General features: G+C 72.1%; 19 protein-coding genes. 12 read left to right on the top strand and 7 right to left on the bottom strand.

The features are described 5' to 3' along the window. Positions 1-58 precede the first annotated feature (58 nt). The gene (gene tal, locus CG736_RS32480) at positions 59-1,192 is read right to left on the bottom strand and encodes a transaldolase (protein ID WP_100589704.1); all 1,134 of its coding nucleotides are present in this window, start codon (positions 1,190-1,192) and stop codon (positions 59-61) included. Positions 1,193-1,289: 97 nt separating this feature from the next. Next, on the bottom strand, positions 1,290-3,386 hold the full coding sequence (gene tkt, locus CG736_RS32485; RefSeq protein WP_100589705.1) for a transketolase: 2,097 nt from the start codon (positions 3,384-3,386) through the stop codon (positions 1,290-1,292). A gap of 402 nt (positions 3,387-3,788) precedes the next feature. Here tkt and CG736_RS32490 point away from each other — a divergent pair, with 402 nt between their 5' ends. Next, positions 3,789-4,730 carry a heme o synthase gene (locus tag CG736_RS32490; RefSeq protein WP_100589752.1) on the top strand — a complete coding sequence of 314 codons (942 nt, stop codon included), beginning with the start codon at positions 3,789-3,791 and terminating at the stop codon, positions 4,728-4,730. Positions 4,731-4,757: 27 nt separating this feature from the next. On the opposite strand, the gene CG736_RS32495 is transcribed toward CG736_RS32490, so the two are convergent. Further along, positions 4,758-5,402 carry a DUF2461 domain-containing protein gene (locus CG736_RS32495; protein ID WP_100589706.1) on the bottom strand — a complete coding sequence of 215 codons (645 nt, stop codon included), beginning with the start codon at positions 5,400-5,402 and terminating at the stop codon, positions 4,758-4,760. A gap of 137 nt (positions 5,403-5,539) precedes the next feature. On the opposite strand from CG736_RS32495, the gene CG736_RS32500 reads away from it, so the two are divergent. Genes CG736_RS32500 through CG736_RS32510 form a run of 3 tightly spaced genes read left to right on the top strand, consistent with a single transcriptional unit; the run spans position 5,540 to position 7,719 of the window. Further along, a complete protein-coding gene (locus tag CG736_RS32500; RefSeq protein WP_100589707.1) occupies positions 5,540-6,127 on the top strand; it encodes a chorismate pyruvate-lyase family protein in 588 nt (195 codons plus the stop codon). Further along, positions 6,124-7,377 carry an FAD-dependent monooxygenase gene (locus CG736_RS32505; protein WP_100589708.1) on the top strand — a complete coding sequence of 418 codons (1,254 nt, stop codon included), beginning with the start codon at positions 6,124-6,126 and terminating at the stop codon, positions 7,375-7,377. Before CG736_RS32500 ends, CG736_RS32505 begins: the two co-directional genes overlap by 4 nt. Positions 7,378-7,386: 9 nt before the next feature. Beyond that, a complete protein-coding gene (locus tag CG736_RS32510; protein WP_100589709.1) occupies positions 7,387-7,719 on the top strand; it encodes a hypothetical protein in 333 nt (110 codons plus the stop codon). Positions 7,720-7,726: 7 nt separating this feature from the next. Here the strand turns inward: CG736_RS32510 and CG736_RS32515 are convergent, their stop codons facing one another. After that, positions 7,727-8,164 carry a MarR family winged helix-turn-helix transcriptional regulator gene (locus tag CG736_RS32515; protein ID WP_100589710.1) on the bottom strand — a complete coding sequence of 146 codons (438 nt, stop codon included), beginning with the start codon at positions 8,162-8,164 and terminating at the stop codon, positions 7,727-7,729. Positions 8,165-8,297: 133 nt separating this feature from the next. On the opposite strand from CG736_RS32515, the gene CG736_RS32520 reads away from it, so the two are divergent. Further along, positions 8,298-8,945 carry a nitroreductase family protein gene (locus tag CG736_RS32520; RefSeq protein WP_100589711.1) on the top strand — a complete coding sequence of 216 codons (648 nt, stop codon included), beginning with the start codon at positions 8,298-8,300 and terminating at the stop codon, positions 8,943-8,945. On the opposite strand, the gene CG736_RS32525 is transcribed toward CG736_RS32520, so the two are convergent. Next, positions 8,946-9,899: a heme A synthase gene (locus CG736_RS32525; protein ID WP_100589712.1), complete on the bottom strand. Its 954-nt coding sequence runs from the start codon at positions 9,897-9,899 to the stop codon at positions 8,946-8,948. 229 nt (positions 9,900-10,128) lie between these two features. Between CG736_RS32525 and CG736_RS32530 the strand changes: the two genes are divergently transcribed. Continuing rightward, positions 10,129-11,421: a choice-of-anchor A family protein gene (locus CG736_RS32530; protein ID WP_100589713.1), complete on the top strand. Its 1,293-nt coding sequence runs from the start codon at positions 10,129-10,131 to the stop codon at positions 11,419-11,421. Positions 11,422-11,454: 33 nt separating this feature from the next. Here CG736_RS32530 and CG736_RS32535 read toward each other — a convergent pair whose 3' ends face one another. Together CG736_RS32535 and CG736_RS32540 are read right to left on the bottom strand one after the other, a co-directional pair. Continuing rightward, positions 11,455-12,225: an ABC transporter permease gene (locus tag CG736_RS32535; protein ID WP_100589714.1), complete on the bottom strand. Its 771-nt coding sequence runs from the start codon at positions 12,223-12,225 to the stop codon at positions 11,455-11,457. After that, positions 12,222-13,139: an ABC transporter ATP-binding protein gene (locus CG736_RS32540; protein WP_100589715.1), complete on the bottom strand. Its 918-nt coding sequence runs from the start codon at positions 13,137-13,139 to the stop codon at positions 12,222-12,224. Before CG736_RS32540 ends, CG736_RS32535 begins: the two co-directional genes overlap by 4 nt. A 124-nt stretch (positions 13,140-13,263) precedes the next feature. Here CG736_RS32540 and CG736_RS32545 point away from each other — a divergent pair, with 124 nt between their 5' ends. The 6 genes from CG736_RS32545 to CG736_RS32570 are packed head-to-tail and all read left to right on the top strand — an operon-like array spanning position 13,264 to position 19,169. After that, the gene (locus tag CG736_RS32545) at positions 13,264-14,118 is read left to right on the top strand and encodes an HTH domain-containing protein (protein ID WP_157815823.1); all 855 of its coding nucleotides are present in this window, start codon (positions 13,264-13,266) and stop codon (positions 14,116-14,118) included. After that, a complete protein-coding gene (gene sufB / locus CG736_RS32550; RefSeq protein WP_043910025.1) occupies positions 14,115-15,527 on the top strand; it encodes a Fe-S cluster assembly protein SufB in 1,413 nt (470 codons plus the stop codon). The genes CG736_RS32545 and sufB overlap by 4 nt, the downstream gene beginning before the upstream one ends. Before the next feature lie 58 nt (positions 15,528-15,585). Continuing rightward, on the top strand, positions 15,586-16,818 hold the full coding sequence (gene sufD / locus CG736_RS32555) for a Fe-S cluster assembly protein SufD (RefSeq protein WP_100589717.1): 1,233 nt from the start codon (positions 15,586-15,588) through the stop codon (positions 16,816-16,818). After that, positions 16,815-17,138 carry a non-heme iron oxygenase ferredoxin subunit gene (locus CG736_RS32560; protein WP_043910028.1) on the top strand — a complete coding sequence of 108 codons (324 nt, stop codon included), beginning with the start codon at positions 16,815-16,817 and terminating at the stop codon, positions 17,136-17,138. Before sufD ends, CG736_RS32560 begins: the two co-directional genes overlap by 4 nt. Before the next feature lie 7 nt (positions 17,139-17,145). Then, entirely contained in the window at positions 17,146-17,910 is a 765-nt protein-coding gene (sufC, locus tag CG736_RS32565; RefSeq protein WP_043910029.1) for a Fe-S cluster assembly ATPase SufC, read from the top strand. Beyond that, positions 17,907-19,169, top strand: coding sequence for a cysteine desulfurase (locus CG736_RS32570; protein ID WP_100589718.1), 1,263 nt, complete (start codon positions 17,907-17,909; stop codon positions 19,167-19,169). The genes sufC and CG736_RS32570 overlap by 4 nt, the downstream gene beginning before the upstream one ends. Positions 19,170-19,172: the final 3 nt, after the last annotated feature.

Raw genomic sequence — 19,172 nt, forward strand, 5'->3', positions numbered from 1 at the left:
TGGGTGTTGCTCACTGTGGTGTGCTCCGCTTTCCGTGCGTCGATTCCGTGAGCAGGTGTCAGTTGTCGCCGTGCGACCGGAGCGCGGCGGTGACGGTGTCGAGCAGCTCGTTCCAGGAGACCTCGAACTTCTGCACGCCCTCCTCCTCCAGCACCCGGACCACGTCGTCGTAGTCCACGCCGGCCGCGGTGACCGCGTCCAGCACGGCCTTGGCGTCCGCGTAGTGGGGGGTGATGGTGTCGCCGGTGACGACGCCGTGGTCGTCGGTGGCGTCCAGGGTGGCCTCGGGCATGGTGTTGACGGTGCCCGGGGCGACCAGCTCGGTCACGTACAGGGTGTCCGGCAGGTTCGGGTCCTTGACGCCGGTGGACGCCCACAGCGGGCGCTGCGGCTTGGCGCCGGCCGCCTCCAGGGCCGCCCAGCGGGCCGAGGCGGGCTTGCCGCCGTCGACCGAGCCGTAGACCTCCTCGTACGCCTGGTAGGCGAGGCGGGCGTTGGCCACGGCGGCCTTGGAGCGCAGCTCCTTGGTCTCGCCGCCGAGGGCGTCCAGGCGCTTGTCGATCTCGGTGTCCACCCGGGAGACGAAGAACGAGGCGACCGACTCGATCTGCGAGAGGTCCAGGCCGGCGGCCTTGGCCTGCTCCAGGCCGGTCAGGTGGGCGTCGATGACGGCCTTGTAGCGCTCCAGCGAGAAGATCAGCGTGACGTTGACGCTGATGCCCTTGGCCAGGACGGCGCTGATCGCGGGCAGGCCGGCCAGCGTGGCGGGGATCTTGATCAGCACGTTCGGGCGGTCGACCAGCCACCACAGCTGCTTGGCCTCGGCGACGGTCGCGGCGGTCTCGTGGGCGAGGCGCGGGTCGACCTCGATGGAGACCCGGCCGTCACGGCCGTTGGAGGCGTCGTACACCGGGCGCAGCACGTCGGCGGCGTCGCGGACGTCCGAGGTGGTGATCATGCGGACGGCCTCGTCGGTGGTGACCTTGCGCACCGCGAGGTCCTCCAGCTGGCGGTTGTAGGCGCCGTTGCCGGCGATCGCCTTCTGGAAGATGGTCGGGTTGGTGGTGACGCCGACGACGTGCTTCTCCTGCACCAGCTCGGCCAGGTTGCCGGAGTTCAGGCGCTCCCGGCTGAGGTCGTCCAGCCAGATCGCCACGCCTTCTTCGCTGAGGCGGTTCAATGCGTCGGTCATGGTGCTTCAGTCCCTCTTCTTCTGTTCTTCGTACGTCTGCGGTGGAGTCCGGGGACCCGGCCCGGGGGAGTGCGGTCCCCCGGGCCGGGTGTGACCGCTAGCGGGAGACGGCCTCGACCGTGCGCAGCGAGGCGCGGGCCGCGTTGGCGACGGCGTCCGCGGTGATGCCGAACTCCTGGTAGAGCACCTTGTAGTCGGCGGAGGCGCCGAAGTGCTCCAGGCTGATGATCCGACCGGCGTCGCCGACCAGCTCGCGCCAGCCCTGGGCGATGCCCGCCTCGACCGAGACCCGGGCCCGGACGTTCGGCGGCAGCACGCTGTCGCGGTACGCCTGGTCCTGCTCGGCGAACCACTCCACGGACGGCATCGACACCACCCGGGTGGGGGTGCCCTCGGCCTGCAGCGCCTCGCGGGCCTGCATCGCCAGCTGCACCTCGGAGCCGGTGCCGAGCAGGATCACCTTGGGCTCGCCGCCCTCGGCCTCGGCCAGCACGTAACCGCCCTTGGCCGCGCCCTCGGCGGAGCCGAACACCTCGCGGTCGAAGGTCGGCACGCCCTGCCGGGTCAGCACCAGGCCGACCGGGCCGGGGTGGCTGGTCTGCCGCTCCAGCACGGTGCGCCACACCACGGCGGTCTCGTTGGCGTCCGCCGGGCGGACCACCGCGAGGCCGGGGATGGCGCGCAGCGCGGCCAGGTGCTCGACCGGCTGGTGGGTCGGGCCGTCCTCGCCGAGGCCGATCGAGTCGTGCGTCCAGACGTAGACCACCGGCAGCTTCATCAGCGCGGCGAGCCGGACCGCGGGGCGCATGTAGTCGGAGAACACCAGGAAGGTGCCGCCGTAGATGCGGGTGCGGCCGTGCAGCGCGATGCCGTTCATCACGGAGCCCATGGCGTGCTCGCGGATGCCGTAGTGGACGGTGCGGCCGTACGGCGAGGCGCTCTTGAGCGAGTTGCCCTCCGGAAGGAAGGAGGACTCCTCGTCGATGGTGGTCAGGTTGGACTCGGCGAGGTCCGCGGAGCCGCCCCACAGCTCGGGGACCAGCTTGCCGACGGCCTTCAGCGCGTCGCCCGAGGCCTTGCGGGTGGCGACGTCCTTGCCGGCCGGGAAGACCGGCAGGGCCTTCTCCCAGCCGTCGGGCAGCTCGCCGATCTGGATCCGGTCGTACTCGGCGGCGCGCTGCGGGTTGGCGGCGCGCCACTCGCGCAGCTGCTCCTCCCAGGCGGTGCGGGCGGCCTGGCCGCGCTGCACGACCTCGCGGGCGTGCCCGACGACCTCGTCGGTCACCTCGAAGGTCTTCTGCGGGTCGAAGCCCAGCACCTTCTTGGTGGCGGCGATCTCGGCGTCGCCGAGGGCCGAGCCGTGCGCCTTGGCGGTGTCCTGGGCGTTCGGCGCGGGCCAGGCGATGATGGTGCGCATCGCGATGATCGACGGCTTGCCGGTCTCCGCCTTGGCGGCCTCCAGCGCGGCGGCCAGCGCGACGACGTCGATGTCGCCGTCCGACTTCGGGACGACCCGCTGGACGTGCCAGCCGTACGCCTCGTAGCGGGCCAGCACGTCCTCGGAGAACGCGGTGGCGGTGTCGCCCTCGATGGAGATGTGGTTGTCGTCGTACAGCGCGACCAGGTTGCCCAGCTTCTGGTGGCCGGCCAGCGAGGACGCCTCGGCGGAGATGCCCTCCTGGAGGTCGCCGTCGGAGACGATCGCCCAGATCGTGTGGTCGAACGGCGAGGCGCCGGCCGGCGCGTCCGGGTCGAACAGGCCGCGCTCGTAGCGGGCGGCCATCGCCATGCCCACCGCGTTGCCGACACCCTGGCCGAGCGGGCCGGTGGTGGTCTCGACGCCGGCGGTGTGGCCGTGCTCGGGGTGGCCGGGGGTGCGGCTGCCCGCGACCCGGAAGGCCTTCAGGTCGTCCAGCGACAGTCCGTAACCGGACAGGAAGAGCTGGGTGTACAGCGTGAGGGAGGTGTGCCCCGGGGAGAGCACGAAGCGGTCGCGGCCGGCCCAGGTCGGGTCGGTCGGGTCGTGGCGCAGGAAGCGCTGGAAGATGAGGTACGCGGCGGGGGCCAGCGACATGGCGGTGCCCGGGTGCCCGTTCCCCACCTTCTGCACGGCGTCCATGGCCAGGACCCGGGCCGTGTCCACGGCCCTCTGGTCCAGCTCGCTCCACTCGAATACGTTCGGCGTCGTGCTCACCCTGACTCAGGGCTCCTTCCGGATTTCTGTAGAAGTGTCACCCCGTGAAGGGGACCGGTCGGCCACGCCGCTGTGGCCGGCGCCGATCACGGAGGGTTGATCCCGCTTCTCTGTGCGAGCCTACCGTTTGCGAGGCACCTCACCCTGCGTGCCGGGCAACCAGGATCGGCGGCGTCGCATTCCCCTGTCGGGACGTCAACTCCTCTGTCCTACATTCACCCGTCAGGAGAGGGTTTGCCCGTCCGAGGCGTAAGACGCGCGGGCGCACGGCTCGCCGGGGGACCCCGGGGCGGATCGGGAGATATGGAGCGTCTATGGTTGCGTGGTACGCGCAGCGCGGACGGTGGGCACCCTGCGGGTCTCCGGGACGCCTGTGGAAGTTCATCGACTGTTGAGGTGTCCGTGACCGCCGTCGAATCCCGCCCCGCCGGGGTGGTAGGGACGAGCACCGTACGCCGGCCGTTCGGGGCCCGCATCGGGGCCTTCGTCGCCCTCACCAAACCCCGGATCATCGAGCTGCTGCTGATCTCCACGGTGCCGGTGATGTTCCTGGCCCAGGGCGGCGTGCCCAACCTGTGGCGGGTGCTCGCGGTGGTGGTCGGAGGCTACCTGTCCGCGGGCGGCGCCAACGCGCTCAACATGTACATCGACCGCGACATCGACGCGGTGATGTCCCGCACTGAGCGGCGCCCGATCGTCACCGGCATGGTCTCCCCCCGGGAGGCCGTGGTCTTCGGCATCACGCTGGCCGTGGTCTCCACCGTCTGGCTCGGCGTCCTGGTGAACTGGCTGTCCTCGGCGCTCGCGCTGGCCGCCCTGCTGTTCTACGTGTTCGTCTACACGCTGGGCCTGAAGCGTCGCACCGCGCAGAACGTCGTCTGGGGCGGCATCGCCGGCTGCATGCCGGTGTTCGTCGGCTGGGCGTCCGTGACCAACTCGCTGTCCTGGGCGGCGCTGCTGCTGTTCCTGGTGGTGTTCTTCTGGACGCCGCCGCACACCTGGGTGCTGTCGATGAAGGTCCGCGACGACTACACCCGGGCCGGCGTGCCGATGCTGCCGGTGATCCGCGGCAACATCGGCGTCGCCAAGCAGGTCGTCGTCTACTCCTGGGTGATGGTGGCGACCTCGATGCTGGTGTGGCCGGTCGCGCACACCAGCTGGCTGTACCCGGTCACCGCCGCCGTGCTCGGCGTGCTGTGGATGAAGGAGGCGTACGCGCTCCAGTCGCGCGCCAAGGCCGGCATCGTGGGCGCCAAGCTCAAGGAGATGCGGCTGTTCCACTGGTCGATCACGTACCTGACGCTGCTGTTCCTGGAGATCGCGATCGACCCGTTCATCGGGTGACACCCCCTCCGTTCCACCCCCTCGGCCTCAGCGCGGCGCAAGCCCGCTGGGGCCGACGTGGTTCTCCAGCCACTCGTGCAGCGGCGCGGCCGCGTGCAGGAACCCGGTGACCCGGCCGTACGCCTTCGCGGTGCCCAGCCACGGCGCGGGCTCCCACTCCTGCCAGGCGATCAGGCCCTTGTGGCGCAGCAGCTCGATCCGCGGGTGGTCCCGCGGGTAGCCGCGCGGCGCGGTCTTCAGGCTGTCCCGACCGACCACCTCGGGCCCGGCGGCGCGCACCGCCGCCACCACCCGCTCCAGCTCGGCGCCCGGCAGCTCCTCGGCGACCGCGGTGCGGTACGCCGCCAGCTGGTCGCTCTCCAGGTGGTAGTAGCCCAGCCCGCAGGCCAGCCCCTCGGCGGACAGCTGCACGTACCCGCCGGACTCCAGCACCGCGCCGATGTGCGTCTTGTACGGGGACTTGTCGGCCGAGAACCGGACGTCCCGGTTCGGCCGGAAGATCTTCCCCGGCCCGAACTCGGGCTCCAGCCGGGCCAGCAGCGCCTCCATCGGGGCGCGCACCTGCTCCTCGTACCGGGCGCGGTGCGCCGTCCAGAACGTCCTGGAGTTGTCGGCCTCCAGGTGCTCGTAGAACTCCAGCGCCTCGGCGGGCCAGCCACGGAAATCGTTCACCGGGCCAGTATTCACGCCGGCTCGGCGCGGGCCGGGAGGCGGTGCCCGGACGAGGGGTGACGTTTCGTCAGCGGAAACAGTTCTCCAGTAGGGTCGGCGATCGCCGCGATCCTGTCGTCGTCTTTCGGGGGAAACCGATGCCGCTGCAGTCCGTCGTCCTGTCCGGACACCTGTTCCTGTCCCGGGAGCCGGGCGAGCTCGCCGAGCGGATCGGCGCCTTCGCCGAACCGCCGACCCGGATGCTGCTCGGCGCGGACGGGCTCACCACCGTCCTGCTGGCGGCCTGGACCCGCGGGCCGGTGCGGGTCGGGTGCGCCGACCACCTGCGGGTCGCGGCGGGCGCGGCGCCGCCCGGCGCGGCGGCGCTGCTGCGGGCCGGCCCGGACGAGGAGCTGATCGTCCGCCGCTCGGTGCTCACCGACGGCGGCGTCGAGCTCTCCCGCAACGCGGTGGTCGCCCGGCCGGTGCTCTCCGCCGCCGCCGAGCAGTGCCTGACCGACACCGGGGCGCCGATCGGCGCCGCCCTGCAGGCCTCCGGCACCGGCCACCGGCGCACCGTGCTGGACGCCGGGGTGCGGGACTGGGACGGCGCGGACGCCGCGTACAAGACCTACCTGATGTGGCACGGTCCGCAGCCGCTGGCCGTGGTCACCGAGACCTTCAACCCGGCCGTGGTGCCCGCCGCGTCCGTCGCCGCCCTGCTCGCCGTCGGAGGCCGCCGATGACCCGCCGCACCACCACCGTCGCGATCGTCGGCGCCGGGCCCGCCGGGCTGGTGCTCGCCCACGTGCTGCACCGGGCCGGGGTCGCCGTCACCGTCCACGAGCGGCTCTCCCGGGCCGCCGTGGAGAGCGCCGCCCGGGCCGGGGTGCTGGAGCACCGGGTGGTGGAGTACCTGCGGGCGCTCGGCCTCGCCGACCGGCTGACCGCCGAGGGCGAGCGGCACGGCCGGTGCGAGATCAGCTGCCTCGGCGAGCGGGTGCTGGTCGACTACGGCGCGCTGTCCGGGGGCGTCCGGCACTGGGTGTACCCGCAGCAGCTGCTGCTGCGCGACCTGATCGCCGCGTACGAGCAGGCCGGCGGCAGCATCGCGTTCGACCGCCCGGTGCTGGGCGTCGCGCTCGACGCCGACGGCCGGCCGGTGCTGGACACCGCCGACGGCCCGCTGCACGCCGAGTACGCGATCGGCTGCGACGGCGCGCACAGCACGGTCGCCGCGGCCTTCCCCGACGGCGCCGACGGGCCCGGGCGGCGCTACCCGTACGACTGGCTGACGGTGCTGGCCCGGATCCCCCGGCCGGTCGAGCAGATCCGCTACGCGGTGCACGCCGACGGGTTCGCCGGGATGATGCCGCGCACCGCCGACGTCGGACGCTTCTACCTGGAGGTCCCCGCCGGGGAGGACCGGGCGGCCTGGGACGAGCGGCGGATCCGCGCCGAGCTGCACCGCCGGCTGGAGCTCGACGGCGGCGACCCCGCGCCCGGCGCGCTGCTGGAGACCGGCATGCTGCGGATGCGCGGCAAGGTCGCCGACCGGATGCGGTCGGGCCGGCTGCTGCTGGCCGGGGACGCCGCGCACACCGTCACCCCGTCCGGCGCCAAGGGCCTCAACTCGGCGGTCGCCGACGTCGCCGACCTGGCGGGCGCGCTGCTCGCCGAGCTGAGCGGCGGCGGCGGCGATGACGGCGGCGACGGGCTGGACGGCTACCAGCGGCGCCGGCTGGACGCCGCCTGGCAGACCCAGGAGTTCTCCGAGCAGCTGCTCGACCTGCTCCACCTGCCCGCCGGGCTGCCGCCCGCCGAGCGCGGCTTCGCGCTGCGGCTGCGACTGGAGCGGATCCGCCGGATCGCCGCCCCCGGGCCGGAGGGCGCGGCCTTCGCGCTGGCCTACGCGGGGGCCGGTGAGCTGCCGCTGCCCGCCATGTGGCCGTCGGCACAGGGCGGTGCCGTCGCCACCGGCGCTACCGGTCGGTAGCATGCGGGCATGACCAGCGCAGAGACCGCCACCACCGCCGCGCCGGACGCCCGCGTCGAGCGCCGCGCCAAGCGCATTGCCAAGCACCTGAGCAGCTTCGCCGCGCAGCACGGCGGCCACGCCGACGGCGTCGTCGAGTACGTCGGCCGCACCGCCACCCGCATCGTGGTGGTCGGCGCGGACGGCGCCTGGGGCGACCAGGTCGCGCCGAGCTACGCGATCGGCCGCCGGGCCGCCGAACTCGCCGGGCTCACCCTGCACGACGACTTCGAGGGCGAGCTGGGCCTGAAGGTGAAGACCGGCCCGTACGAGTGGAAGCGGATGGCGGGCATCCAGATCTGACCGCCCGTCACCCCAGGGCGGTGAGTTTGAGCAGGAGCGCGGACAGCTGTCCGCGCTCCTGCGCGTTCAGCGGGGCGAGCGCCTCGTCCAGCAGGGCGGGCACCGTGCGTTCGGCGGCGGCCAGGCGTTCGCGGCCCGCCGGGGTGAGGGTGACGGCGTAGGCGCGGCGGTCGGCCGGGTCGCGTTCGCGGCGGACCAGGCCGTCCTGCTCCAGGCCGTCGCAGACGCCGACCATCACGGTGCGGTCGATCCGCAGCTGCTCGCCCAGGGCGCGCTGCGAGGACGGGCCGCGCTCGGCGAGCATCTTCAGCACCAGGTGCGGGCCGACGCCGAGGCCGGCCGCCCGGGCGTGCGCGTCGGCGACCCTGGCCACCGCCGACGAGGCGCGGCACAGGGCGATGTCGGGCCGTTCGGCGGCGAGCTGCGGGAAGTAGCCGTCGGTCATCCGTCCTCCTGATCGGTCGATCGGTGCAGTGTAATCGTCTGGCCGCAGATTGTTTGACCGTCGATCGATGGACTCGTATGCTTCCGGATCATCTGCGCAACAACTGTCTGCCGCCAGACGATAGGGGAGTGCCGTGCTGCTCGACCTCGACCCCGACCAGTTGCTGTCCACCACCCGGGCCGTTCGCAAGCGCCTGGACCTCGACCGCGAAGTCTCCCGCGAGCTGATCGAACAGTGCGTCGACCTCGCCACCCAGGCGCCCACCGGCCGCAACCGGCAGCGCTGGCACTTCCTCGTCGTCACCGGGACCGAACAGCGGCTGCGGGTCGCGGAACTCTTCCGCACGGCGCTGCGCACCGGCGGCGGCGCCCCGCCCACCGCGCGCGACCACGCCCGGATGCACGCCCACCCCGGCAGCATGGAGCGCATCCACGACGGGCTGCAGCACCTGTACGACAACGTCCACCGGGTGCCGGCCTTCGTGATCCCGGCGATCGAGGGCCGCACCGAGGGCGCCTCGGTGCTCGACCAGTCGATGACCTGGGGCTCGATCCTGCCCGCGGTGTGGAGCTTCATGCTGGCCGCCCGGGCCCGCGGCCTGGGCACCGTGTGGACCACGGCGCAGGGCCCGGTGGAGCGCGAACTCGCCGAGGTGCTCGGCGTGCCCCACCGGGAGGTGATGCTGGCCGCGTTCATTCCGCTCGCCCACACCGTCGGCACCGACTTCCGGCCGGCCCGGCGGATCCCGCGCGGGCAGGTCCTGCACTGGGACCGCTGGTGATCAGGCGACCAGTTCGGTCGACGGGGCGGTGGCCTGCGCCGGGATCCCGGCGCGGGTGCGCAGCGCCAGCGGGATGCGCAGCGCGGCGGCCCAGACCAGGGCGGCGCCCAGCATGTGCACGCCGACCATGATCTCCGGCGCGTCGGTGAAGTACTGGACGAAGCCCAGCACGCCCTGGATCATCAGCAGGCCGAAGAGCTCGCGGACCCGGGCGACGGCCGGCGCCGGGGCCTTCACGGCGGCGAACACCAGCAGCGCGGCCAGCGTCAGGCCGACCGAGAGGAACACCAGGTCGGCGTGGGCCTGGGTGAGCCGGTCGTAGTCGAAGGTGGTGATGCGGGGGGTGCCGGCCGAGCCCGGGTGGTGGCCGGCGCCGGTGACCAGGGTGCCGACCAGGGCGAGCGCGCCGATCGACGCCACCAGCACCTGCGCGAAGCGGTGGATCGCCGGGGCGACCAGCAGCCGGGGCTCGCCGTCGCCCTCCTTGGCCCGCTCCCAGCCGAGCACCGCCGTCCACAGCAGACCCAGCGAGGCCACCATGTGCAGGCTGACCACGTACGGGTTGAGGTGGGTCAGCACCGTGATGCCGCCGATCACCGCGTTCGACATCACCAGCCAGAACTGCGCCCAGCCGAGCCTGGTGAGCGAGTGCCGCCACGGCTTCGAGCAGCGGGCGGCCAGGATGAACCAGCCGACGGCGGCGCACAGCACGTAGGTGAGCATCCGGTTGGTGAACTCGATGACGCCGTGGATGCCCATCTCGGGGGTCGGCGTCAGGCTTTCGCCGGTGCAGCGGGGCCAGGTGGTGCAGCCGAGGCCGGAATCGGTCAGTCGGACGGCGCCGCCGGTGACCACGATCACCACGCTCATCACCAGGGCGGCCATGGCCGCCCGGCGGACGTGCTGCGGGCTCGGGTGCCAGCGCTCGGCGAGGAGGGAGAACGGGTTGGTCACCGGACCATCGTAGGCGGGTTTACGCGCGGCCCCGGCGGGGGGCGTCGGGGCGGGCGCGGTGGCCGGGCCGAGGGGGCGAAAAGGGGACACGCGGACAATTCAGGCGATTTCGAGCGTGTCGGTCATTGGTCTTGACCTCTTCACAATTGGCCGAAAGAGTGCGGCTTGGTCCAGACCTTTCACGGGTCGGCCTCATCTCCTGCCCGCATCCACCCGCGGAGTCCTGCACATGCGCAAGTCCATATCCGCTGCCGCCGTGGCGCTCGGCGGCTCGCTCGCCCTCGCGGCCCTGGTCGTCCCGACGACCGCGACCGCCGCCCCCGGCGAGGGCGAGTGCCTCACTCTCGGCGTCGCCGGGAAGTACGGCGAGTTCATCGAGGGTGACGACACCCACAGCCCGGACGCCGAAGGCGCGGTGGCCGTCGGCGGCAACGCCGATTTCAGCCACGGCGGCTTCACCGTCGGCAACGAGCTCACCGCCGCCGAGGTCGCCGCGCTGCCCGGCGGCAACGCCCTGGTGATCGGCGGCAACCTGATCCAGAACGGCGCCCACGTCCAGGTGATGAAGGGCAAGGGCGTGGTGGCCGGCCAGGTGATCGGCGGCGGCCAGCTGGAGGGCGTCACCAAGGGCCCCTCGCCGATCGACTTCGCCGCCGAGTTCGCCAAGCTGCGCGCGCTCTCCACCGGGCTGGCGAAGACCGCCGGCGCGGCCCCGGTCGCCGACGGCCGGCAGCTGACCTTCACCGGCTCCGACGCCAGGGCCAACTTCTTCACGGTCCCGGCGGACACCCTGCAGAAGGCGAACGAGATCCGGCTGAAGGTCCCGGCCGGCTCGTCCACCGTGATCACCGTCACCGGCGGCGGCTACGACCAGACCAAGGCGCCCACCAGCGGCTTCCTGATCTGGGACAACGCCAGGAAGAGCTACGTGCTGGACGACAAGCTGCAGTCCGCGGACGGCGGCGCCGAGCGCGCGAAGCTGCTGTGGAACTTCCCCACCGCCACGAAGATCACCAAGCACAGCGGCAACGCCTGGCCGGGCAGCATCCTGGCCCCGAACGCGGCGTTCGACCTGGGCAGGGGCGGTCCGGTCAACGGCTCGGTGTGGGCCAAGTCGCTCACCGGCAGCGGCGGGGCCGAGACCCACCACTACCCGTTCTCCGGGTGCCTGCCGGGCACCGTGGTGCCGCCCACCACGCCGACCACGACCCCGTCCGGGTCGCCGTCCACCGGCACCGGCGGCCCGGAGAGCCCGTCGCCGTCGGGCAGCGCCTCGACCCCCGGCGGCGGCGAGTCGCCGAGCCCGAGCGGTTCGGGCGGTCCGTCGGAGAGCGCCCCGGCGGGCGCCACGCCGTCCCCGTCGGCGACCCACGGCGGATCGGGCGGCGGCGGTGGTGGCGGGCTGGCGTTCACCGGCACCGAAGGGCTGGTGCCGCTGACCGTCGGCGGCGCTGCGGTGCTCGCCGCGGGCGGCGCCCTGGTGTACAAGGCGCGCCGCAAGAAGGCCGCCGCCTCCTCCTGAGCGGGCCGTCGCGGAGTGGCCCCCGTCCGGGGGCTACTCCCAGCGGAAGAAGCGGGCCGCGGCGGCCAGGCCGAGGACCGACCAGACGCCCAGGACGCCGAGGTCGGACCAGGGCATGCCGTGGCCCAGCTGGAGGACCGAGCGCAGGCCGTCGGAGAGCGCCGAGATCGGCAGCAGCTCCAGCAGCGGGCGCACCGCGTCCGGGAACTTGGCGAGTGGGACGACCACGCCGCCGGCCAGCAGCAGCAGGATGAACACCAGGTTGGCGCCGGCCAGGGTGGCCTCCGCGCGCAGCGTGCCGGCCATCAGCAGGCCGAGGCCGGAGAACGCGGCGGTGCCGAGCACCAGCAGGAGCAGCACCGCCAGCGGGTTGCCGTGCGGCGACCAGCCGAGGCCCAGGGCGATGCCGGAGAGCAGCAGCACCTGGAGCAGTTCGGTGACCAGCACGCAGCCGGTCTTCGCGGTGAGCAGCGCCCAGCGCGGCAGCGGCGTCGCGCCGAGCCGCTTGAGGACGCCGTAGCGGCGCTCGAAGCCGGTGGCGATGGCCTGGCCGGTGAAGGCGGTGGACATCACGGCGAGCGCCAGCAGGCCGGGGGCGAGGAAGTCGACGCGCTTGCCGGGGCCGTCCACGGCGACCACGTCGACGGCGGAGAACAGCACCAGCAGCACGGTGGGGATGACCACGGTGAGCAGCAGCTGTTCGCCGTTGCGCAGCAGCATCCTGGTCTCCAGGGCGGTCTGCGCGAGCAGCATCCGGCCGACCGGGGCGGCGCCCGGGCGGGGGGTGAGGTCGGTGGCGGTCATCGCAGTTCCCGTCCGGTCAGGTCGAGGAAGACGTCTTCGAGGCTGCGGCGCTGCACCGCGAGCTTGTCGGGCATCACCCCGACCTCCGCGCACCAGCCGGTGACGGCGGCCAGCAGGGCGGCGTCCAGGACGGCTTCGACGCGGTACGAGCCGGGGGCGGGCTCGGCGACCGCGGCGGCGTCCGGGAGCACCTTGCGCAGGCCGGCCAGATCGAGCCCGGGGGGCCCGTCGAAGCGCAGCTGGGCGTCGGCGCCGCGCAGCTCGTCGGGGGAGCCCTGGGCGATGACGCGGCCGCGGTCGATGATCGCGACGTCGTCGGCGAGCTGTTCGGCCTCGTCCATCTGGTGGGTGGTGAGGACGACGGTGACGCCGGCGGCGCGCAGTTCGGTGACCAGCTCCCAGGTGGCGCGGCGGGCCTGCGGGTCGAGGCCGGCGGTGGGCTCGTCCAGGAAGACCAGCTCGGGGCGGCCGACCACGGCCATGGCGAGGGCCAGTCGCTGCTGCTGGCCGCCGGAGAGCCGGCGGTAGGGGGTGCGGCCGCAGGAGTCCAGGCCGAGGCGTTCGGCGAGCGGGCCGACCGGCAGCGGGTCCGCGTACAGCTTCGCGGTGTGGCGGAGCATTTCGAGGGCGCGCGCACCGGCGTACACGCCGCCGGACTGGAGCATCACGCCGATCCGCGGTTTGAGCTGCCCGGCCTGCCGGACCGGGTCCAGCCCGAGGACCCGGACGGCGCCGGCGTCGGGGCGGCGGTAGCCCTCGCAGGTCTCGATCGTGGTGGTCTTGCCCGCGCCGTTGGGGCCGAGCACCGCGGTGACGGTGCCGCGCGCGATGGCCAGGTCCAGGCCGTCCACGGCGGTCTTGTCGCCGTACCGCTTGACCAGTCCGGTCACCTCGACGGCGGGGTCTGCATGCATACCGGCGAGTGTAGGAGCAGTTCACGGCCCTCTTCAGGTAAGGCATGCCTTCCGTGACGGAGGCCACCGGTGAGACCGGGGTCACGGCTTGTCTCTCGCGGACGAATTACGCAACAATCGTGTTGTGAAAAAGATTCGCGAGCGCGACGCCCAGCGGGAGCCCGAGGCTCCCAGCTGGGATGTGCCCGCGACGGCGGCCGAAGCCCTGGTGGACGGCCACCGGGCGACGCGGGACCGAGTCGCCCGCTCGATCCTCGACCACGGGCCGTCCTCGGCCGCCGACCTGGCCGGCCGCCTCGGCCTGACCACCGCCGCGGTGCGCCGCCACTTGGACGGCCTGACCGCCGCCGGGCTGGTCGAGTCCCGCGAGCAGCGGGTCTACGGCAGCCGCGGCCGGGGCCGTCCGGCGAAGGTGTTCGCCCTGACCGACGGCGGGCGGGACGCCTTCTACCAGGCCTACGACCAGCTCGCCGCGGACGCGCTGCGCTGGATCTCGGAGGCGGCCGGCGGCGGCGAGGCGGGCGAGCAGGCGGTCGCCGCCTTCGCCCGGGCCCGGCTCGCCAAGCAGGGCCGGAAGTACCAGGGCGAGGTCGAACAGGCCGACGCCCAGCAGCGCGCCGAGGCGCTGGCCCGGGCGCTGAGCGCCGACGGGTACGCTGCCACGGTGCGGCGAGTCCCGTCCGCCGCCGCGGCGCCCGCCGCCCCGGCCGGCGCCCAGCTCTGTCAGCACCACTGCCCGGTCGCGCACATCGCCGAGCAGTTCCCGCAGCTCTGCGAGGCGGAGACCGAGGTCTTCTCGCAGCTCCTGGGCACCCATGTGCAACGGCTGGCCACCATCGCCCACGGCGACGGGGTCTGCACCACGTATGTGCCGGCATCCGGTGCCGCACCGTCGTCCTCCCGGACGCCCGGTGCCGTGCCGATTGCCGGTACGTCCCCCAACGAAACCGGCTCCACCGCGCGGAGGAACCTCGCATGACTGACATCGCACACCCCGAGCTCGAAGGTCTCGGCACGTACGAGTACGGCTGGGCCGACTCGGACGCGGCCGGTGCCGCCGCCAAGCGCGGCCTGAGCGAAGAGGTCGTCCGCGACATCTCGGCGAAGAAGAACGAGTCCGAGTGGATGCTCAACCTTCGCCTCAAGGGCTTGAAGCTGTTCGGCAAGAAGCCCATGCCGACCTGGGGCTCCGACCTGTCGGGCATCGACTTCGACAACATCAAGTACTTCGTGCGCTCCACCGAGAAGCAGGCGGAGTCCTGGGAGGACCTGCCCGCCGACATCAAGGCGACCTACGACAAGCTGGGCATCCCGGAGGCGGAGAAGCAGCGCCTGGTCGCCGGTGTCGCCGCCCAGTACGAGTCCGAGGTCGTCTACCACCAGATCCGCGAGGACCTGGAGGAGCAGGGCGTCATCTTCCTGGACACCGACACCGCGCTGCGCGAGCACCCGGAGCTGTTCAAGGAGTACTTCGGCACCGTCATCCCGGTGGGCGACAACAAGTTCGCCTCGCTGAACACCGCGGTGTGGTCCGGCGGGTCGTTCATCTACGTGCCGAAGGGCGTGCACGTGGACATCCCGCTGCAGGCCTACTTCCGGATCAACACCGAGAACATGGGCCAGTTCGAGCGGACGCTGATCATCGTCGACGAGGACGCCTACGTCCACTACGTCGAGGGCTGCACCGCGCCGATCTACTCCTCGGACTCGCTGCACTCCGCGGTGGTCGAGATCATCGTCAAGAAGGGCGGCCGCTGCCGCTACACGACCATCCAGAACTGGTCGAACAACGTCTACAACCTGGTCACCAAGCGCGCTGTGGCGTACGAGGGCGCGACCATGGAGTGGGTCGACGGCAACATCGGCTCCAAGGTCACCATGAAGTACCCGGCCGTCTACCTGATGGGCGAGCACGCCAAGGGCGAGACGCTGTCGATCGCCTTCGCGGGCGAGGGCCAGCACCAGGACGCCGGCGCGAAGATGGTCCACATGGCGCCGAACACCTCCTCGCACATCGTCTCCAAGTCGGTGGCGCGCGGCGGCGGCCGCACCTCCTACCGCGGTCTGATCGAGATCGGCGAGGGCTCGCACGGCGCCAAGTCGAACGTGCTGTGCGACGCACTGCTGGTCGACACGATCTCCCGCTCGGACACCTACCCGTACGTGGACGTCCGCGAGGACGACGTGTCGATGGGCCACGAGGCGACGGTCTCCAAGGTCTCCGAGGACCAGCTCTTCTACCTGATGAGCCGCGGCCTGACCGAGACCGAGGCGATGGCGATGATCGTCCGCGGCTTCGTCGAGCCGATCGCGCGCGAGCTGCCGATGGAGTACGCGCTGGAGCTGAACCGGCTGATCGAGCTGCAGATGGAGGGCGCGGTCGGCTGACGCGCCGTCAGCCCCGCCCGTCCGTCGACCATTCCGAAAGAGAGCAACACGAACAGCCATGGCTGAGCAGAACACCCCCGGCTCCACCACCGCCGGATCGATCGAGGTGGGCACCGCCGGCGCCGGCGCGCAGCTCGCCGGCCCGGGCACCGGCCGCGAGAGCGTCCGGCAGCCGATCGACGCCCGGGTCGCGGTCAAGCCGTCCTTCGACGTCAACGACTTCCCGGTGCCGACCGGCCGCGAGGAGGACTGGCGCTTCACGCCGATGCACCGCCTCGCCGGCCTGCACGACGGCACCGCGGTCGATGCCGTGAAGGGTGAGGACAAGATCGAGCTGGGCCTGCCGGAGGGTGTCACCTCCGAGCTGGTCGGCCGCGACGACGCCCGCGTCGGCAAGGCCGGCACCCCGGTGGACCGGATCGCCGCGCAGGCGTTCAGCGCCTTCGAGCAGGCCCTGGTGGTGACCGTCCCCGCGGAGACGGTGCTGACCGAGCCGGTCCGGATCGACGTGCATGGCGAGGGCGGGGTCCGCTTCGCCCACGTGGTGATCGAGGTCAAGCCGTTCGCCGAGGCCGTCGTGGTGCTGAACCACTCCGGCACCGGCACCCGCGCCGCCAACGTCGACCTGCTGGTCGGCGACGGCGCCAAGCTGACCTTCGTCTCCGTCCAGGACTGGGAGCGCGACGCGGTGCACGCCGCCCAGCACAACGCGCTGGTCGGCCGGGACGCCACCTTCAAGTCCGTGGTGGTCACCTTCGGCGGCGACGTGGTGCGCCTGCACCCGCGGGTCTCCTACGCGGGCCCCGGCGGCGAGGCCGAGCTGTTCGGCCTGTACTTCGCGGACGCGGGCCAGCACCTGGAGCACCGCCTGATCATCGACCACGACACCCCGCACTGCCGCTCCAACGTCGCCTACAAGGGCGCGCTGCAGGGCGAGGACGCGCACGCGGTGTGGATCGGCGACGTGCTGATCCGCGCGGCCGCGGTCGGCACCGACACCTACGAGCTCAACCGCAACCTGGTGCTCACCGACGGCGCCCGGGTCGACTCGGTCCCCAACCTGGAGATCGAGACCGGCGAGATCGTCGGCGCCGGCCACGCCTCCGCGACCGGCCGCTTCGACGACGAGCAGCTGTTCTACCTGCAGTCGCGCGGCATCCCGGCCGACGAGGCCCGCCGCCTGGTGGTGCGCGGCTTCTTCGCCGAGCTGGTCCAGCAGATCGGCGTCGCCGAGATCCAGGACCGCCTGATGGCGAAGATCGAGGCCGAGCTGGAAGAGACGGTCGCATGAGCGCCGGCTACGTGCGCGCCTGCGCGCTGAGCCTGCTGCAGGAGGACGTGCCCAAGAAGGTCGAGCTGAACGGCGTCCCAGTGGCGATCGTCCGGACCGACGAGGGCGTGTTCGCGATCAACGACATCTGCTCGCACGCCAACGTCTCGCTCTCCGAGGGCGAGGTCGAGGACTGCATGATCGAGTGCTGGCTGCACGGCTCCAGCTTCGACCTGCGCACCGGAAAGCCGTCCGGGCTGCCCGCGACCAGGCCGGTCGCCGTCTACCCCGTAAAGATCGAAGGGGACGATGTGCTCGTCTCCGTCAACCAGGAGAACTGAGTACCCCATGGCAACGCTTGAAATCCGCGACCTGCACGTCTCCGTCAACGCCGAGGGCGGCCCGCGCCAGATCCTCAAGGGCGTCGACCTGACGGTCAAGCAGGGCGAGACCCACGCGATCATGGGTCCGAACGGCTCCGGCAAGTCCACCCTGGCCTACTCGCTGGCCGGCCACCCCAAGTACACCGTCACCGGCGGCCAGGTGCTGCTGGACGGCGAGGACGTGCTGGAGATGTCGGTCGACGAGCGCGCCAAGGCCGGCCTGTTCCTGGCCATGCAGTACCCGGTCGAGGTCCCCGGCGTCTCGGTCTCCAACTTCCTGCGCACCGCCGCCACCGCCGTCCGCGGCGAGGCCCCCAAGCTGCGGCTGTGGGTCAAGGAGGTCAAGGAGGCGATGGCCGCCCTGCAGATGGACCCGGCGTTCGCCGAGCGCAACGTCAACGAGGGCTTCTCCGGCGGTGAGAAGAAGCGCCACGAGATCCTCCAGCTGGAGCTGCTCAAGCCGAAGGTCGCGATCCTCGACGAGACCGACTCCGGCCTGGACGTCGACGCGCTGCGGATCGTCTCCGAGGGCATCAACCGGGTCCGCTCGACCGGCGAGGTCGGCACTCTGCTGGTCACCCACTACACCCGCATCCTTCGCTACATCAAGCCCGACTACGTGCACGTCTTCGCGGGCGGCCGGATCGTCGAGTCCGGCGGCGCCGAGCTTGCCGACAAGCTGGAGGAAGAGGGCTACGAGAGCTACGTGAAGGGTGGCGCTTCCGAGTGACCTACTCCCATCTGACCGGTCTTCTGGACACCGATGCGATCCGCAAGGACTTCCCCGTCCTGTCGCGGGTGCTGCACGACGGCAAGCCGCTGGTGTACCTGGACAACGCGGCGACCTCGCAGAAGCCGCGCCAGGTGCTGGACGCGCTGAACGCCTACTACGAACAGCACAACTCCAATGTCCACCGCGGCGTGCACGTGCTCGCCGAGGAGGCGACCGCGCTGTACGAGGGCGCCCGGGACAAGGTCGCGGCCTTCATCAACGCGCCCAGCCGGAACGAGGTGATCTTCACCAAGAACGCCTCGGAGTCGCTCAACCTCGTTGCCAACATGCTGGGTTGGGCCGACGAGCCGTACCGGGTGGACGCCGACTCGGAGATCGTCATCACCGAGATGGAGCACCACTCCAACATCGTGCCGTGGCAGCTGCTCGCGCAGCGCACCGGCGCGAAGCTGAAGTGGTTCGGGCTGACCGACGAGGGCCGGCTCGACCTGTCCAACATCGACGAGCTGATCACCGAGAAGACGAAGATCGTCTCCGTCACCCTGGTGTCCAACCTGCTGGGCACCGTCAACCCGGTGGAGACCATCGTCCGCAAGGCGCAGTCGGTCGGCGCGCTGGTCGCCATCGACGCCTCGCAGGCCGCCCCGCACGCCGCCCTCGACGTGCAGGCGCTGGAGGCCGACTTCGTCGCCTTCACCGGCCACAAGATGCTCGCCCCGACCGGCATCGGCGTCCTCTGGGGCCGCCAGGAGCTCCTGGAGGACCTCCCGCCGTTCCTCGGCGGCGGCGAGATGATCGAGACCGTCACCATGGGCTCGTCCACCTACGCCCCCGCGCCGCACAAGTTCGAGGCCGGCACCCCGCCGATCGCCCAGGCCATCGGCCTCGGCGCCGCCATCGACTACCTGTCGGCGATCGGCATGGACAAGGTCGCCGCGCACGAGCACGCGATCACCGCCTACGCGATCGAGCGCCTCGCCGAGGTGCCCGACCTGCGGATCATCGGCCCCCGCACGGCCGTGGACCGCGGTGCGGCGATCTCCTTCACGCTCGGTGACATCCACCCGCACGACGTCGGGCAGGTGCTCGACGAGCAGGGCATCGCGGTCCGGGTCGGCCACCACTGCGCACGGCCGGTCTGCCTGCGGTACGGAATTCCGGCGACCACCAGGGCGTCGTTCTATCTGTACTCCACGCCCGGTGAGGTGGACGCGCTGATCGACGGCCTCCACCACGTCCGCAACTTCTTCGCCTGAGGT

Source organism: Kitasatospora sp. CB02891 (assembly GCF_002803145.1).
GTDB classification, from domain to species: Bacteria; Actinomycetota; Actinomycetes; order Streptomycetales; family Streptomycetaceae; genus Kitasatospora; species Kitasatospora griseola.